At 61.9% G+C, this 16,118-nt stretch carries 13 protein-coding genes, 1 other RNA gene and 1 pseudogene; 6 read left to right on the top strand and 9 right to left on the bottom strand.

Translation table 11 applies throughout. The annotated features are described in order from the left end of the window. The coding region (locus tag HP547_RS17320; protein WP_172286929.1) for a TonB-dependent siderophore receptor at positions 1-1,744 on the top strand (1,744 nt) is incomplete at its 5' end. 154 nt (positions 1,745-1,898) lie between these two features. On the opposite strand, the pseudogene HP547_RS17315 reads toward HP547_RS17320, so the two are convergent. The 6 genes and pseudogenes from HP547_RS17315 to HP547_RS17290 all read right to left on the bottom strand — a co-directional run bounded on the left by HP547_RS17315 (position 1,899) and on the right by HP547_RS17290 (position 9,524). Continuing rightward, a pseudogene (locus tag HP547_RS17315) lies at positions 1,899-2,161 on the bottom strand (DUF3077 domain-containing protein). 554 nt (positions 2,162-2,715) lie between these two features. Beyond that, positions 2,716-3,114: a transfer-messenger RNA gene (gene ssrA, locus HP547_RS17310) on the bottom strand. A gap of 100 nt (positions 3,115-3,214) precedes the next feature. Beyond that, on the bottom strand, positions 3,215-3,508 hold the full coding sequence (locus tag HP547_RS17305) for a hypothetical protein (protein ID WP_172286928.1): 294 nt from the start codon (positions 3,506-3,508) through the stop codon (positions 3,215-3,217). 253 nt (positions 3,509-3,761) lie between these two features. Beyond that, entirely contained in the window at positions 3,762-6,572 is a 2,811-nt protein-coding gene (locus HP547_RS17300) for an FAD-binding and (Fe-S)-binding domain-containing protein (RefSeq protein ID WP_172286927.1), read from the bottom strand. A gap of 74 nt (positions 6,573-6,646) precedes the next feature. Continuing rightward, a complete protein-coding gene (gene lldD / locus HP547_RS17295) occupies positions 6,647-7,792 on the bottom strand; it encodes an FMN-dependent L-lactate dehydrogenase LldD (RefSeq protein ID WP_172222458.1) in 1,146 nt (381 codons plus the stop codon). Positions 7,793-7,853: 61 nt separating this feature from the next. After that, positions 7,854-9,524: a lactate permease LctP family transporter gene (locus HP547_RS17290; RefSeq protein ID WP_172222462.1), complete on the bottom strand. Its 1,671-nt coding sequence runs from the start codon at positions 9,522-9,524 to the stop codon at positions 7,854-7,856. Positions 9,525-9,779: 255 nt separating this feature from the next. Here HP547_RS17290 and HP547_RS17285 point away from each other — a divergent pair, with 255 nt between their 5' ends. Further along, positions 9,780-10,547, top strand: coding sequence for an FCD domain-containing protein (locus HP547_RS17285; RefSeq protein WP_172286926.1), 768 nt, complete (start codon positions 9,780-9,782; stop codon positions 10,545-10,547). A 123-nt stretch (positions 10,548-10,670) separates the two neighbouring features. On the opposite strand, the gene smpB is transcribed toward HP547_RS17285, so the two are convergent. After that, on the bottom strand, positions 10,671-11,153 hold the full coding sequence (gene smpB / locus HP547_RS17280) for an SsrA-binding protein SmpB (RefSeq protein ID WP_172222482.1): 483 nt from the start codon (positions 11,151-11,153) through the stop codon (positions 10,671-10,673). Positions 11,154-11,316: 163 nt separating this feature from the next. On the opposite strand from smpB, the gene HP547_RS17275 reads away from it, so the two are divergent. Then, positions 11,317-11,751 (top strand): type II toxin-antitoxin system RatA family toxin, encoded by a 435-nt coding sequence (locus tag HP547_RS17275; protein ID WP_172222485.1) that lies wholly within the window; start codon positions 11,317-11,319, stop codon positions 11,749-11,751. Between the two features lie 62 nt (positions 11,752-11,813). On the opposite strand, the gene HP547_RS17270 is transcribed toward HP547_RS17275, so the two are convergent. Next, positions 11,814-12,350 carry an outer membrane protein assembly factor BamE gene (locus HP547_RS17270; RefSeq protein ID WP_172222490.1) on the bottom strand — a complete coding sequence of 179 codons (537 nt, stop codon included), beginning with the start codon at positions 12,348-12,350 and terminating at the stop codon, positions 11,814-11,816. Positions 12,351-12,447: 97 nt separating this feature from the next. Between HP547_RS17270 and fur the strand changes: the two genes are divergently transcribed. Next, the gene (fur, locus tag HP547_RS17265) at positions 12,448-12,852 is read left to right on the top strand and encodes a ferric iron uptake transcriptional regulator (RefSeq protein WP_172222494.1); all 405 of its coding nucleotides are present in this window, start codon (positions 12,448-12,450) and stop codon (positions 12,850-12,852) included. Positions 12,853-13,047: 195 nt separating this feature from the next. On the opposite strand, the gene recN is transcribed toward fur, so the two are convergent. Further along, the gene (gene recN, locus HP547_RS17260) at positions 13,048-14,721 is read right to left on the bottom strand and encodes a DNA repair protein RecN (RefSeq protein WP_172222499.1); all 1,674 of its coding nucleotides are present in this window, start codon (positions 14,719-14,721) and stop codon (positions 13,048-13,050) included. A gap of 193 nt (positions 14,722-14,914) precedes the next feature. On the opposite strand from recN, the gene grpE reads away from it, so the two are divergent. Both grpE and HP547_RS17250 read left to right on the top strand, forming a co-directional pair. Then, positions 14,915-15,472, top strand: a complete 558-nt coding sequence (gene grpE, locus HP547_RS17255) for a nucleotide exchange factor GrpE (RefSeq protein WP_172222502.1) — start codon at positions 14,915-14,917, stop codon at positions 15,470-15,472. A gap of 101 nt (positions 15,473-15,573) precedes the next feature. Continuing rightward, on the top strand, positions 15,574-16,118 hold a 545-nt coding region (locus HP547_RS17250), incomplete at its 3' end, for an Hsp70 family protein (protein WP_172286925.1).

The following is a 16,118-nucleotide window of genomic DNA, read 5'->3' as shown; positions in this document are numbered from 1 at the left end:
CTTTCAGATCCGCGGCTTTCAGGCCACCACTTACCGTGACGGCCTGACCTTGAGTTCGATGCGCGGTGTGCGTGAAGACCCTTATGCCTACGAGCGCATCGAGATTCTGCGCGGCGCCAACTCCACCTTGTTTGGCCCGGCAGACCCAGGCGGCTCGGTGAACTTCGTGACCAAGCAGCCGCGCTTCGAGCAGTTTGGCCAAGGCTACGTGACCTATGGCTCGTATGACCATGCCGAGACCGGCATTGACGTGGGCGATGCCCTGAACGACGACCAAACCCTGGCCGGCCGATTCACTGCCAAGATGCAGAACAGTGACCGCGAGTACGACCACTCGCAGGACGACAACCGGTTCATCATGGGCGGTCTGACCTGGGCGCCAACCGATTTCACCTCGGCCACCGTGATCCTGGACTACCTGAAGACCAACAGCTCGCCGAACAGCGGTGGCTACCCGCTGGACAAGGAATACGACCGCAGCGACTTCTTTGGTGAGCCTAGCTACAACTTTCATGATGTGGAGCGCACCAGCCTCAGCGGCAACATCACCCACGACTTCGACAACGGCTTTGTGCTGCGCAGCAACCTGCGCTATAGCGAGCTGAGCGATGACTTTGGCTATGTCTACCTGAGCGACAGCGCCGCACGTGTGGGCACCACCATCCCCCGCTACGTGTTTGGCACCGACAGCGAAGCCGATCAGCTCAACGGCAACCTGATGCTGCAGTACGACGCCCGGTTCGAGCACATCGACAGCAGCACCCTGGTGGGTGTGGAGTACCTTGATTCGACGACCAAACAGAGTTCGGTTTACAGCCTGGCGCCTTCCATCGACATCGCCAACCCGGTGTTCACCGGCGTTCCGGGGGGCGTCACGCCTTATACCCGCAAGCAAAATGACGCCACCACCAAGGCGGTGTTCCTGCAGCAGAACCTGTCGTTCTACGACCGTCTGATCGCCACGGCGGGTGTGCGCAATGACTCGATGGACCTGTCCAGCAAGGAGTACGTGGGCGGGGCACAGAAGCAAAGCGACAACTTCTCCGAGACCTCATACCGCGGCGCACTGACTTACATCGTCAATGATGAAGTCTCCACCTACGTAAGCATGGTGGAATCGGTGTCGCCACCCCAGGTTGGCGTAACCCCGCAGACCGGTCGGCAGTACGAAGTGGGCGTGAAGTACTCGCCTGTGGGCATGGACGCATTGTTCTCCGCCGCCGTTTACGACCTGACCCAGGAAAACGTCACCATTGCCGTGGTGCTGCCCAGCGGCATCATCGAGCAGCAAACCGTTGGCGAGTCACGCGCGCGCGGCCTGGACCTGGAAGGCAAGGCGCAAATCACCCAGAACCTCAGCCTGATCGGTGCTTATTCCTACATGGAGACCGAGGTGCTGCGCGGGGCGTTGTATGACGGTTCTTCGCTAAAGGGCAAGGAGTTTACCGTCGCGCCGAAGCATACCGCCTCGCTGTGGAGCTACTACGACATTCCCGACACTGACGTGAGCGTTGGCCTGGGTGCACGCTATGTGGGCGGTTACTACATGGATGCAGCCAACACCAAGAAAAGCGACGGCACCACGCTGTTTGACGCGGCGTTGAACTACAAGATTGCCAAGGGCACAGACCTTGCGCTGAATGTCAGCAACCTGTTTGACGAGCAGCATGTGGTGGGGTCGGGTACGGCGAACTACTACAATCCGGGGCGTGAGGTTACGGCCAAGGTGAGTTACAACTGGTAAGCGTCTAGCGATGGCACGAGCTGCGACAAGATCCAGAGTCTGTAAAGACCTCTGTGGGAGCGGCTTCAGCCGCGAACACCGGCGCAGCCGGTGCCATCCACCGCGTCACACACTGAGCGGGCGAGCCGGCAGGTTCATGCGCGCCTTTCAGGGTCTAACGCATCATGCCCAGCTCTGCATCATCCAGCAGGGCCTTACCCAAGGCGCACAGGTAATGCGCGGCCCAGATCAGCTGCGGTTTATCCTCCATCAGCCCGTCAATGGTCAGGTCACGCGCGTAGCCCATCAGCTCGGAAGCTTGCTCGCGGGCGTTCTGGCAAGGAATGCCAGCTTCGATGCGGAATAGTGCATGGGTCTGGTTTTGCCTTGAAAGAAGATGGTTTTCCCGACGGTGCAATTCGTGTCTTCGGTGGTCATTGGTCAGTCTCCCTGGTCTTGTTGTTGCCTGGGCGGGCCCTATCGCCGGCAAGCCGGGCTCCCACAGGTTTTCGCTTGGCCTGCGAATCAATGCATCGGATTCAGGTTCGCTGGAGTGCGTAGTCCGAGGCCAGCATGATCGTGTCTTCCAGGGAGTGGAGGTGGTGGGGTGGGTCGGGGACTATCTTCAACATGATTGCTTCCATTTCAGGGCCGTCACCTTCTGCTGTCAAACAGAGGGTGGCAGCTGTACGCGGGCTGACAGACCGGCGGAAACAACAAGTTCCGGCGCACGCAAGCGTGCCCGCACGTACAGCAGCCATAACGACGAGCCGTTTTGTTGTTTACCGTCGCGACCTGTCAAAGTCATGCCGTTGATGAGCAACGACCCACCGAGACTAAACCCTGAAAAAATGCCCGCAACGGAAAACAGGCGCTGGGAGTATCTTTGGGAAACGCCCTACAAGGAAGGGGTTAAATCCGACTTTTTGACCCGCAGATCGCAAAATCCAGGCACAAAAAAAGACGCCCGAGGGCGTCTTCTTTCTAGGATTTGGTGGAGCCGGGGGGATTTGAACCCCCGTCCGCCAGTACTCCGCTGTCGGTACTACATGCTTAGCCGTGTCTACTGATTTAATCCGCAGCCGCCCGACGGGCAGGGTGCTTTGGATGAGTTGTGTAAGTTTTAGTCACTTCGCCCACAACGTGCTACGCGACGATCCTGTTCTGTATGACAATCAGTTCGGGTTTACAGGCATCCCCTAATGATTGCTGGAGCCGAAGCTACCAGAAGCAACGGGTCAAGAGGGCCGCTTACGCAGCCAGCTTGAACTCCGCGCCGTAGTTTTCGTCATTGGCAACTATAAAAGTTGCAACAGTGGATTTACGAGTTCTGTTACCAACTCGGCATGCACCTAGAGTTTCGCTACCGGCGTCGAATCCTAATCGGCCCCACACTAGCGTTACGCTAACGCACCTTACGGTACGTGGGGTGGAGTATACGCCATTGCGCGGGCGACGTCGACAGCCGGTCCGGTCGCCCGCAACGAGGCATCAAGTACCGCTACCACCGGCCGAACCGCTGCCTTTGTCGGTTTTTTCCAGACGCTCCAGCACCTTGCTGGTAATCGCGATGCATTCCTTGGTGTCGCCTGAGGCCTGGGCGGCCTTGGCTTTGTCGACGTGTTCGGTCACGGCCTTGTCCATGCCTTCGGAGGTGGCGCCGGCGGTGGCCATGCTGTCATCGATCTTTTGCAGGTTGATGGTGCAGAGGTCTCCGGCGGCGAACGCCGGCGAAGCCAGCAGGGTTGCGGCCGCGAACAGGGCCGAAAGCGCGGTACCTTTCATGGGAGTCTCCTCTGGGGCCTCGGGAAGGTGGGCCTGTAAGGTGGACTGCGGGGTATTGGCGGGGGTTCAATCGGGATGGTGGTCGCGAGGATGGTGAGTGTGGAGACCACGTGCGCTGCAACCTGTAGGAGCGGCCTTGCGTCGCGAAAGGGTTGCGAAGCAGCCCCAGGATTTCAACGTTTGTGCATAGATCGGGGCCGCTTCGCGGCCCATCGCGACACAAGGCCGCTCCTACAGAGGACGCGTTAGTCGGTCACAGACTGCGTGGGCGGGTCACGCGGTCGACCAGGTAGACCAGCCCGTGGTAGTCGATGCCGCTGTGGCTGCTCAAGCCGATCTCGCAGGTACGGCTGGTGGAAATGCCTTCGCCGCAATACTGCACCGCATCCTTCAGGCTGCGCAGCGAATGGGCATTAAGCTCGGGAGTGGTGAAGCCCTTGTCGCCAGCGAAGCCGCAACAGTGAATGCCTTCCGGTATTACCACTTGCTTGCTGCAACGCCGCGCCAGGTCGATCAGCGCCTGGCTTTCGCCCAGGTGCTGGGTGCTGCAGGTCACGTGCACGGCCACCGGCTCGTCCTGGGGGGTGAACTCCAGGCGGTCGAGCAGGTGGGTGCGGATGAAGCGCACCGGGTCGTAGAGGTCCAGCCGGGTTTCACCCAGGTCTTGCACCAGGCGCAGGGTGCAGGGGCTGGTGTCGCAGTAGATCGGGTCAAGGCCGCCACGGCTGGCGTGCAGCAGTGCGTTGATCAGCTCCTGGCGCTTGTGTTCGGCCTGCTCGGGGTAACCCTTGGAGGCGAACGGCTGGCCGCAGCACAGGCTGTCGGCGTTTTCGGGGAACACCACCTGGTAGCCGGCCTTTTCCAGCAGGGCGCGGGTCTTGTCCAGCAGCGAGCTCTGTTCGCGGTCGGCGTACGCCGGGCCCATGACGCGCGACACGCAGGCGGCCAGGTAAACCACGCGCGGGCGGGCGTCGTTGCTGGCCGCGCTGAACTGCAGCGGGCGCAGCGGTTGTGGCATGGCCGCGGTCCACTGCGGCAGGCGGCCGTTGCTGGCTTTGCTCATGGATGCGCTCAGGCGGGCCAGGCGGGGCGCGCCGAGCAGCTTGCGTGCAGTGTTGGCGGCGGTCAGGGTCAGGCGCGCGCCGCCCAGTGCTGTGTTGAAATGCTCGGCGAGCCATTCGGCTGTTTTTGGGTGGCCGGCAGCCTGGCTGCGTAGCTTCTTGACCAGTTCGCCGGTGTTGATTCCGACCGGGCAGCGTTGCGCGCACAGCCCGGTGGCGGCACAGGTGTCGATGCCTTGGTACTGGAAGGTCTTCATCAAGTCGCCGGTGTCGATACCGGCGCGTTGCCTGGCCTGGATGTCGCGCCACATGACGATGCGCTGGCGCGGGCTGAGGGTCAGCCCCTTGGACGGGCAGACCGGCTCGCAGAAACCGCATTCGATGCACTTGTCGACGATTTCGTCGGCAGCGGGCAGCGGCTTGAGGTTTTTCAGGTGTATATCCGGGTCTTCGCTCAGCACCACGTCGGGGTTGAAGATGCCGTTGGGGTCGAGCAGGCGCTTGAGCTTCCACATCAGCTGGTAGGCATCCTGGCCCCATTCCAGCTCCACGAACGGCGCCATGTTGCGCCCGGTGCCGTGCTCGGCTTTCAGCGAACCGCCGAACTCCACCGCCACCAGTTGCGCCACGTCATCCATGAATGCCTGGTAGCGGGCCACTTCTGCGGCGCTGTTGAAGCCTTGGGTGAAGACGAAGTGCAGGTTGCCTTCCAGGGCATGGCCGAAAATGATCGCTTCGTCGTAGCGGTGCTTGTCGAACAGCTGAATCAGCCGGTTGACCCCTTCGGCCAGTTGCTCGACGGGGAAGGTCACGTCTTCGATGATGACCGTGGTGCCGGTCTGGCGCACGGCGCCGACGGCGGGGAAGGTGTCCTTGCGGATTTTCCACAGCTGGTTGTACACCGCCGGGTCTTCGCTGAAGTCGACCTGCTGTTCCAGCGGGAAATCGGCGATGGAGGCCATTATCTGTTGCAACTGTTCGTGCAGCAGGCTCTGGCTGGCGGCGCGTGATTCGATCAGCAGGGCGCAGGCGTTGTCCGACAGGCCTTTGACCCACAGCGGCATGCCCGGCATGTTCTGCACCGAGCGCAGGCTGCGGCGGTCGAGCAGCTCCACGGCGGACACCGGCTGGCGCTTGAGCAGGGGCACGGCGCGACAGCAGCTTTCGACGCTGGGGAACACCAGCAAGGCGCTGGCCTTGTGCGGGTGGTCGGGCACGGTGTCGTAGGTGACGGCGCTGATAAAGCCCAGCGTGCCTTCGGAACCGACCAGCAGATGTTGCAGGATATCCAGCGGCTGGTCGTAGTCCACCAGCGCGTTCAGTGACAGACCGGTGGTGTTCTTCAGTCGGTACTTGTGCCGGATGCGCTCGGCCAGTGGGGTGTTGGCACGGGTTTCACGGCCCAGGCGGGCCAGTGATTCCAGCAAGTCAGCGTGGCTGCTTGCAAAGGCTTCTACGCTGGCCGGGTCTTCGCTGTCCAGGCGGGTGCCGTCGGCCAGCACCAGGCGCAGGCCGGCCAGGGTGTGGTAGGTGTTCTGCGCGGTACCGCAGCACATGCCGCTGGCGTTGTTGGCGACGATGCCGCCGATTTTGCAGGCGTTGATCGAGGCCGGGTCGGGGCCGATCTTGCGCCCGAAAGGGGCCAGCCAAGCGTTGGCCTGGGCACCGATCACGCCCGGCTGCAGGCGAATCTGCTCGCCCTGGCCACGAATCTCGCGACCGTTCCAGTTGTCGCCGAGCACAATCAGCACCGAATCGCTGATGGCCTGGCCAGACAGGCTGGTGCCGGCGGCGCGGAAGGTAACCGGCACCCGCTCGCGCTGAGCCAGCTTGATCAGGCCGACCACTTCGTCCTCGGACTCGACGCGTACCACCAGCTTGGGGATCAGCCGGTAGAAGCTGGCGTCGGTGCCGAAGGCCAAGGTAGAGGTGGGGTCGTCGAACCGGCGTTCGGCGGGGATCAGGCGCTCGGCATCACGCAGAAACGCGGCGGGCAGGCTCATGCAGTCTCCTCGCGGGGCCACGGCGTCTGGCGCGCGGTGTGCCCCGGTCATTCAGGCAGTGGTGGGTGCAGGCGTCAGGCGCCCAGTTCGCGTACCAGCGAGTCGCGGGTGATTTCGCTGATCGACTTGGCACCGGTCAGCACCATGGCTACGCGCATTTCCTTCTCGAACAGCTCCAGCAGGTTTTTCACCCCGGCCTGGCCGTGCACGGCCAATGCCCAGAGGAACGCGCGGCCGATCAGTACGGTGTCGGCGCCCATGGCGATCATGCGCACTACGTCGAGACCGCTGCGGATGCCCGAGTCGGCAAGAATCTTGATGTCACCTTTGACTGCGTCAGCGATGGCGGGCAGGGCGCGGGCGCTGGACAGCACGCCGTCGAGCTGGCGGCCGCCGTGGTTGGAGACGACGATGCCGTCGGCACCGAAGCGGACCGCATCGCGGGCATCATCGGCATCGAGAATGCCCTTGATGATCATCGGGCCATCCCAGAACTCGCGGATCCACTCCAGGTCTTTCCAGGAAATGGAAGGGTCGAAGTTGTTGGCCAGCCAGCCAATGTAGTCGGCAAGGCCCGTGGGGTTGCCACGGTAGGTGGAGATGTTGCCCAGGTCGTGTGGGCGCCCCATCACCCCGACATCCCACGCCCATTCGGGGTGGGTCATGGCTTGCAGAACGCGGCGCAGCGGGCCGTTCTTGCCGCTCATGCCTGAGTGAGCGTCACGGTAGCGGGCGCCGGGGGTCGGCATGTCGACGGTGAATACCAGGGTTTTAACCCCGGCTGCCTTGGCGCGCTCCAGCGCGTTGCGCATGAAGCCGCGGTCCTTGAGTACATACAGCTGGAACCACATCGGCCGGTTGATGGCAGGCGCCACCTCTTCGATCGGGCACACCGACACCGTGGACATGGTGAACGGGATGCCATGGGCTGCCGCTGCGCGCGCGGCCTGCACTTCGCCACGGCGGGCGTACATGCCGGTAAGGCCGACCGGGGCAAGGGCCACCGGCATGCTCAGGGTTTCGTCGAACAGCCTGGTTTCCAGGCTGAGTTCGGACATGTTCTTCAGCACGCGCTGGCGCAGGGCGATGCTGGCCAGGTCCGACACGTTGTGGCGCAGGGTGTGCTCGGCGTAGGCGCCGCCGTCGGCATAGTGGAACAGGAAGGGAGGCAGCTTGCGTTGGGCCGCGGCGCGATAGTCGGTAGAGGCAGAAATAATCATGGATTCTCGCAGCGTTGCTTGTGGGGAGTGCCGGGCGCAGCTGGCGCCCGGCCCTTTCACTTTAGTGATGAACCAGCATGCCGGTCAGCCAGTAGGCCTGGACCAGAGTGATCAGGCCGACGATGGTGGCGAAGAACAGGCTGTGCTTGACGGTGAAGCGGAACAGATCGGATTCCTTGCCGACCAGGCCGGTAGCGGCGCAAGCCACGGCGATCGACTGCGGCGAAATCATCTTGCCGGTTACGCCGCCGCTGGTGTTGGCGGCCACCAGCAGGGTGTCGTTGACCCCGATCTGGTGCGCGGTGGTGGCCTGCAGCGAGCTGAACAGGGCGTTGGACGAAGTGTCCGAGCCCGTCAGGAACACGCCCAGCCAGCCGAGGAACGGCGAGAAGAACGGGAAGGCAGCGCCAGTGCCGGCCAGCACCAGAGCCATGGTCGAGGACATGCCCGAGTAGTTGGTGACGAAGGCAAAGGCCAGCACCATGCCGATCGACAGGATTGGCCAGCGCAGTTCCCAGAAGGTCTCCTTGAAAGTGGTCAGACCAGTTTTGAAGTTGATCTTCAGCACGGCCATGGAGATCAGCGCCGACAGGAAGATCGCGGTGCCGGTGGCAGAGATCGGGTCGAGCTTGAACACCGCCGGCATGGCGGTCGGCGCGGCGACGATCGGCGCGGTCTTGATCACCAGCTGGTCGAGGTGCGGGATGGCAAAATTGAACACGAAGTTGTACATTGCGCCGCCTGGGGCGAAGGCTGCCTTGAACGGCTTCAGGGTCCAGATGGTGACCAGCACGGTAAGGATCAGGAACGGCGACCAGGCCTTGAAAATTTCGCCAAAGCTGTAGGGCGTCGGCTGGCTGCCGGTCGGCTGCACCACGGCGGCGCCAACGCTGCCTTTGGCTTCGCTGAACGAGCGCTTGGGCTGCCAGACTTTCAGGAACAGGGTCAGGCAGATCAGGCTGGCCAGCGCCGAGGTGATGTCCGGCAGCTCGGGGCCGATGAAGTTCGAGGTGAAGTACTGGGTCACGGCGAAGCTCAGGCCGGCGACCAGGGCGGCAGGCCAGGTTTCCTTCACGCCGCGCAGCCCGTCCATCATGAACACCAGCCAGAACGGTACGAACAACGACAGCAGCGGCAGCTGGCGGCCGGTCATGGCGCCGATGTGGAAGGCGTCGATACCGGTGACCTGGCCGGCCACGATGATCGGGATGCCCAGGGCGCCGAAGGCCACCGGTGCGGTGTTGGCGATCAGGCACAGGCCGGCGGCGTACAGTGGGTTGAAGCCCAGGCCTACCAGCAGCGCTGCGGTAATTGCCACCGGTGCACCAAAGCCCGCCGCCCCTTCCAGGAAGGCACCGAAGCAGAAGCCGATCAGCAGCACTTGCAGGCGCTGGTCGTCGGTGATCGACAGCACCGAGCTGCGGATCACTTCGAACTGGCCGCTCTTGACCGTGAGTTTGTACAGGAACACCGCGGCAACGATGATCCAGGCAATGGGCCAGAGGCCGTAGAGGAAGCCATAACCCGCGGCGGCGAAAGCCATGTCGACAGGCATCTGGAAGGCGAAGATCGCCACCAGGATCGACAGCGCGAGGGTGATGCTGCCCGCCACGTGGCCCTTGAGGCGGAACACGGCGAGGGCAAGGAAGAAGAACACAATGGGAATGACCGCCGCCAGTGCGGACAAGCCAAGACTACCAAGCGGGCTATAGAGTTGTTGCCAGGTTTGCATATGGGGTGGCCCCTAATTGTTGTTGGTCAGCACTGGCATTGGATAATTGGTAAGACCAATTTACAATGACTGGGCGCTAGGTTAAAAGCGCCGTCGTGGGTGTGTCAATTTGTCCTGTGCAAAACTTTGGTCGGGTACCGATGAACGGGCGCCTGGTGCGCTGGGAAAATCGTGGCTTGATGGGTGTTTGCGCGGCCTGGATCGGCGAGAATAGGCGCCCCCTGAAATCTGCCGGGGGTTTGTGGAGAGCATGTGATGGTTTTTGATCAGGTCCGCCAACGGCGCCTGTCCGACGATATTGTCGATCGGTTGGAAGGGATGATTCTGGAAGGCACGCTGACCTCGGGGCAGCGGCTGCCGGCCGAGCGCGTCCTCGCCGAGCAGTTCGGCGTGTCTCGCCCGTCACTGCGTGAGGCGATCCAGAAGCTGGTGGCCAAGGGGCTGCTGGTCAGCCGCCAGGGAGGGGGCAATTTTGTAGCCGAATCCCTGGGCTCCACGTTCAGCGACCCGTTGCTGCAATTGCTTGAGCACAGTGCAGAGGCGCAGCGCGATCTGCTCGAATTCCGCCATACCCTGGAAGCGTCCTGTGCGTATTACGCAGCCCAGCGCGCCACCGAGCCAGACCGGGCGCGGCTGAAGGCAGCCTTCGATGTGCTTCAGGACTGCTATTCCAGGGTCGACGAAGTGACCCGGGCAGAAGAGGGCGTGGCGGATGCGCGCTTCCACCTGGCGATCGCCGAGGCCAGTCATAACGCGGTGTTGCTACACACCATCCGTGGCTTGTTCGACCTGCTCAAGCGCAACGTGGTGACCAACATCGGTGGCATGTACCAGCAGCGCACCGAAACCCGGGACATGCTGATTAGTCAGCATCGGGAGCTTTACCTGGCGATTGTCGAGGGCAGGGCGGAGGATGCGCGAGAAATATCCAGCCGGCACATTCTGTATGTGCAGGAAGTGCTGGCAGAGGCGCAGCAAGAGGCGCAGCGGGTGGCGCGGGCAGAGCGGCGCAGCGGTCGCTGACCTTCGCTGGTCTCATCGCCGGCAAGCCAGCTCCCACAGGTGTTGCATTGGCTGTGAGCCGTGTGCAGTACCTGTGGAAGCTGGCTTGCCGGCGATGAGGCCAGAACAGGCTAACCGAAAGATCTAGTCTTCCTTGCCCTTGTTGCGCACAGCCCGCTGCAGCTCGCGGTTGGAATCGCGTTCGCGCACCGTGTCGCGCTTGTCGAATTCCTTCTTGCCCTTGCCCAGTGCGATTTCACACTTGATCAGGTGCTTGCTCCAGTACAGCGACATGGCGACGCAGGTGTAACCCTTTTGCGCCACCGCCGCTTCCAGGCGCTCGAGCTCGCGCTTGTTCAGCAGCAGCTTGCGCGTGCGCATCGGGTCGGCGATGACATGCGTGCTGGCCGTGGTCAGCGGGGTGATGTGGCTGCCGAACAGCCAGGCTTCGCCGTCCTTGAGCAGCACGTAGCTGTCAACGAGGTGCGCCTTGCCGGCCCGCAGGCTTTTTACTTCCCAGCCGGACAGGACCAGCCCGGCCTCGAACTTGTGTTCGATGAAGTAATCGTGTCGCGCTTTCTTGTTCTGCGCGATGGTCCCGGTCGGATGTTTTTTTTGCTTAGCCATAGGGGCGGCATTATAGGCAAGTCCGCGCGTCGTCCGCTATGGGATTTCGGTGTGCTTGAGCCACTGCAATGAATACCGGACAATACAGCCCCTGTCTTGTCGACAGAACCTGTTTTCGGCACGCTGCGAAGCGCCGCCACCCAGCCTTGGAAGTGATGCCTGGATGACTACCCATATTCAACGCTCCGCCCTGCTGCCATACCCTGCCCAGGCGCTCTACGATCTGGTCAACGATGTGGCCAGCTACCCAGAGTTCCTGCCGTGGTGCTCGGCTTCGACGGTGCTCGAGTGCAGCGACACGCACATGCGTGCCAAGCTCGAAGTGGCCAAGGGTGGCATGAGCCAGCACTTCGTCACGCGTAACGTGCTGGTGCCTGGGCAGTCCATCGAGATGAACCTGGAAGAGGGGCCGTTCACCCAGTTGCATGGCCTGTGGGTGTTCAAGCCGTTGGGTGAGAAAGCCTGCAAGATCAGCCTGGACCTGTCGTTCGATTATGCCGGGTCAATCGTGCGCGCTACCTTGGGGCCTCTTTTCAACCAGGCCGCCAACACCCTGGTGGACGCCTTCTGCCAGCGCGCCAAGCAACTGAATGCCTGACGCATAGAGCGGCAACAAAAAGCCCGGATCATGTCCGGGCTTTTTTGCATCTGCTGTCCCGGTTACCGGGTTTCCAGCGGTGCCGGGGTCGGCACTGGCGTAGTTTCGATGGTGTCGATCTCGCGCTGGATGGACTCTTCTACCGAGCCTGGCTTGGCCGGTTTTTCTTCAGGCTGCGTAGCAGGTTGTGCTGGCTGCTCGGTCTGGCTTGCCGGGCTTACCGTGGTGTCGCTGCTGCCACCGAGGATTTCCTGGTCGCGGCTGACGCCTGGCATGAAGTCACCCGACAGGCTGACCAGCTGGTCGCTTTCATTGAAGAAAATGCTCATGCGTTCTTGCTGACGTTTACCGCCACCAGGCTGCAAGCTGTACAGGTAGTCCCACCGATTGGTGTTGAACGTATCCTGAATGAGCGGGTTGCCCATGATAAACCTTACTTGCCGTCGGGTCATTCCGGGGCGTAATTGGTCTATCATGTCCTGCGTGACGACATTGCCCTGCTGGATGTCGATTTTGTAAACCCCGGGAAACGAGCAACCGGCGAGTGCGAGCAGTCCCACTAGGGTGAGGCTGGTTAGCAAGAGCTTGGTGTTTTGCATCGGTGGGCGACTTCCACTATCTTGGCTGGACAACGTAAACCCCGATCATACCCGTATTAAGAGAAGCTGCGAAGCAGCATCGGCGAGAAAGCTGACCATGGTTGAAAATAGCGAATTACGCAAAGCCGGTCTCAAGGTGACCCTGCCTCGAGTGAAGATCCTTCAGATGCTCGATTCCACCGAGCAGCGTCACATGAGTGCCGAGGACGTCTACAAAGCGCTGATGGAAGCAGGTGAAGACGTCGGCCTGGCCACTGTTTATCGCGTGCTGACCCAGTTCGAAGCGGCGGGGCTGGTTGTTCGCCACAACTTCGACGGCGGCCATGCAGTGTTCGAGCTGGCCGATGGCGGTCACCACGACCATATGGTTGACGTGGATACCAGCGAAGTTATCGAATTCATGGATGCCGCGATTGAAAAGCGTCAGCGTGAGATTGTGGAAGAGCACGGTTTCGAGCTGGTGGACCACAATCTGGTCCTGTACGTGCGTAAGAAAAAGTAACGTTTTTTATCGTTATAAATAACAAAGGCGACCCTCGGGTCGCCTTTGTGCTTTCTGCTTTGGGCAGATGAATTTGGTGGCCTGCACTGGCCCTATCGCCGGCAAGCCAGCTCCTACCTCGATCGCATTGGGCTCAGGCCAGGCGCTGTCCCTGTGGGGGCTGGCTTGCCGGCGATAGGGCCAGTGCAGGAAGGATCAGGCCTTGCCGGAAACCACCATCTTGCGCGCATGCGCCAGGGATTCCTTGGTCAGGTCGATGCCGCCCAGCATTCGCGCCACCTCTTCGACCCGCTCCCGCTTGCCCAGGCTGGCGACGGCGGTGTGTGTGGTGTCGCTGTTGCGCACCTTGTGCACGAACAGGTGCTGGTGTCCTTGCGCTGCCACCTGCGGCAGGTGGGTTACGGTCAGCACCTGGCCACGCTCGCCCAGGCGGCGGAGCAGCTGGCCGACGATTTCAGCGGTAGGCCCACCGATGCCTACGTCGACTTCGTCGAATACCAGGGTCGGAATGCGCGAGGTTTGCGCGGTAATGACCTGGATGGCCAGGCTGATGCGTGAAAGCTCGCCACCCGATGCCACCTTGGCCAGGCCCTTGAGCGGTTGGCCGGGGTTGGCGCTGACCAGCAGCTCGATCTGCTCCAGCCCGTGGGGCGACAAGTCTGCCGCGTCGTTGGCGGTAAGCTCGATGCGGAAGCGCCCGCCGGGCATGCCAAGGCGCTGGATTTCCTGTTCTACCGCCCCTGACAGCTGCTGCGCAGCCTGCTGGCGCAGGCCACTGAGTTCGCGCGCTTTCTCTTTATAGTGCTGGGCAAATGCGGTCAGTTCTTCGCCTAGCCGCTCGATCGATTCGTCACTGGCGTTCAGGCCTTCCAGTTCTTCCATCAGCTGCTGTTGCAGGTGGGGCAGTTCGGTCGGGTGAACGCGGTGTTTACGCGCCAGGGTGTAGATGGTGTCGAGGCGCTCTTCCAGCGCCTGCAGGCGCATGGGGTCGGCATCGAAGTTGTCGAGGAAGCGATTGAGCTCGCCAACGGCTTCCTCTACCTGGATCTGGGCACTGGCGATCAGGTTGGCCGCCTCACCGAGTGCTTTCGGCGAGTGGGTCGCTGCACCCAGGCGGTTGAGGCTTGAGGTGAGGGCGCTGAGCACATTGCCCGAATCGCTCTCGCTGCACTGGTCGATCACCTGGCGGCAGATGCCAAACAGGGCTTCGGCGCTGGTCAGGTTCTTGTGTTCCTGCTCCAGTTGCTCCAGTTCGTGCTCGCCCAGGCCGAGGTTGTCCAGCTCCTCCAGCTGGTAGCTGAGCAGCTGATGACGCGCGCGCTGCTCGTCGCCGGAATTGGACAGGCGCTCGAGCTCCAGGCGGGTCTGGTTCCAGCGCTTGGCGGCCAGTTGCACCTGACGCGACAGGTCGACGGCGCCGGCATACTCGTCGAGCAGGCGACGGTGGGTGTCGGCCTTGAGCAGCGACTGGTGCTCGTGCTGGCTGTGGATATCGATCAGCAGCTCCCCCAGCGCCTTGAGGTCGCCGAGTGGGCAGGGCGTGCCATTGATGTAGCCACGGCTGCGGCCTTCGGCAGTGATCACCCGGCGCAGGATGCACAGGCCTTCGTTGGCCAGGTCGCGCTCGGCCAGCCAGGTATGGGCCTCGGGGATGTCCACCAGGTCGAAGGTGGCGAGGATGTCGGCCTTGTCGGTGCCTGGGCGCACCACGCCGCTGTCGGCCCGGTCGCCCAGGGCCAGACCTAGGGCGTCGAGCATGATCGATTTGCCGGCACCGGTCTCGCCCGTGATGACGGACATGCCGCGGGCAATTTCGAGGTCGAGGTGCTCGACGATGGCATAGTTGTGAATGGACAGGTGCACCAGCATGAGGGGCGGCTCCCGAGAGTCTTGTCTGGTTATTTATACAGTACTTTTTTCAGGCCTGCCAATGCCCCTTGGCAGATTCTGTTGCGGCCGGGAAATCCATCGTGCCCCTTGAAGCTGGTTTTTCCGGCCCCATATAGCCGACATCACAGGCGAGCCTGGCTCGCAGTCCACAAAATTGCGCAGGAGAGACCCCATGGCTGATGAACAGCTGAACGAGAACAACCTTAACGTCGAAGAAGCCGCTGCAGGCAACGCTGCCGAGGCCCGTGTTCTGGAGCTCGAGGAGCAGCTGGCAACAGCCAAGGACCAAGCGCTGCGCGCCGTCGCCGACGTGCAGAATGCCCGCCGTCGGGCCGAGCAGGACGTGGAGAAAGCCCACAAGTTCGCCCTGGAGAAATTCTCCAGCGACCTGCTGCCGGTGATCGACAGCCTGGAACTGGCCCTGGCCCACTCCAGTGCCGACGATGAGCACGTCAAGCAGATCCGCGAAGGCGTCGAGCTGACCCTGAAGATGTTCCAGGACACCCTGAAGCGCTACAACCTCGAAGCTGTCGACCCGCACGGCCAGCCGTTCAACCCTGAGCACCACCAGGCGATGGCCATGCAGGAGAATGCTGAAGTAGAGCCCAACAGCGTGCTGAACGTGTTCCAGAAGGGTTACCTGCTGAACGGCCGCCTGCTGCGCCCCGCCATGGTGGTGGTCAGCAAGGCGCCGAGCGCGGCGCAACCCTCGATCAATGAAAAGGCTTGAAATCCGTCGGGGCAACCCCATCTAGGTGTCAAGCCTTCAAGTATTACCGCAGTTGGCCAAAGTAGTCGCTGCTAACAAATTCAAGTTTCGGGAGAGTTAACATGGGCAAAATCATCGGTATCGACCTGGGGACCACCAACTCGTGCGTCTCCATTCTGGAAAACGGTAACGTCAAGGTCATCGAAAACGCCGAAGGTGCGCGCACTACCCCTTCGATCGTGGCCTACGCCAACGATGGCGAAATCCTGGTAGGTCAGTCGGCCAAGCGCCAGGCTGTTACCAATCCGCACAACACCCTGTTCGCGGTAAAGCGCCTGATTGGCCGCCGCTTCGAAGAGCAGGTGGTGCAGAAAGACATCCAGCTGGTTCCGTACAAAATCGCCAAGGCCGACAACGGTGACGCCTGGGTCGAAGTGAACGGCCAGAAAATGGCGCCGCCGCAAATCAGCGCCGAAGTGCTGAAAAAGATGAAGAAAACCGCCGAAGACTACCTCGGCGAGCCAGTGACCGAAGCGGTCATCACCGTGCCGGCCTACTTCAATGACAGCCAGCGCCAGGCGACCAAGGACGCCGGCCGCATTGCAGGTCTGGACGTAAAACGCATCATCAACGAACCGACCGCTGCTGCGCTGGCCTACGGCATGGA

Source organism: Pseudomonas sp. CM27, from assembly GCF_013179515.1.
Taxonomy (GTDB): Bacteria; Pseudomonadota; Gammaproteobacteria; order Pseudomonadales; family Pseudomonadaceae; genus Aquipseudomonas.
The sequence above is the reverse complement of the archived record's forward strand: the minus strand, read 5'-3'. Positions and strand labels throughout refer to the sequence as shown.

What these genes read in the sequence shown, in the direction of transcription:
- HP547_RS17305 (WP_172286928.1), bottom strand. Translation starts at nt 3,508, where the DNA reads ATGAAAGGTACCGCGCTTTCGGCCCTGTTCGCGGCCGCAACCCTGCTG.
- HP547_RS17300 (WP_172286927.1), bottom strand. Translation starts at nt 6,572, where the DNA reads ATGAGCCTGCCCGCCGCGTTTCTGCGTGATGCCGAGCGCCTGATCCCC.
- lldD (WP_172222458.1), bottom strand. Translation starts at nt 7,792, where the DNA reads ATGATTATTTCTGCCTCTACCGACTATCGCGCCGCGGCCCAACGCAAG.
- HP547_RS17290 (WP_172222462.1), bottom strand. Translation starts at nt 9,524, where the DNA reads ATGCAAACCTGGCAACAACTCTATAGCCCGCTTGGTAGTCTTGGCTTG.
- HP547_RS17285 (WP_172286926.1), top strand. Translation starts at nt 9,780, where the DNA reads ATGGTTTTTGATCAGGTCCGCCAACGGCGCCTGTCCGACGATATTGTC.
- smpB (WP_172222482.1), bottom strand. Translation starts at nt 11,153, where the DNA reads ATGGCTAAGCAAAAAAAACATCCGACCGGGACCATCGCGCAGAACAAG.
- HP547_RS17275 (WP_172222485.1), top strand. Translation starts at nt 11,317, where the DNA reads ATGACTACCCATATTCAACGCTCCGCCCTGCTGCCATACCCTGCCCAG.
- HP547_RS17270 (WP_172222490.1), bottom strand. Translation starts at nt 12,350, where the DNA reads ATGCAAAACACCAAGCTCTTGCTAACCAGCCTCACCCTAGTGGGACTG.
- fur (WP_172222494.1), top strand. Translation starts at nt 12,448, where the DNA reads ATGGTTGAAAATAGCGAATTACGCAAAGCCGGTCTCAAGGTGACCCTG.
- recN (WP_172222499.1), bottom strand. Translation starts at nt 14,721, where the DNA reads ATGCTGGTGCACCTGTCCATTCACAACTATGCCATCGTCGAGCACCTC.
- grpE (WP_172222502.1), top strand. Translation starts at nt 14,915, where the DNA reads ATGGCTGATGAACAGCTGAACGAGAACAACCTTAACGTCGAAGAAGCC.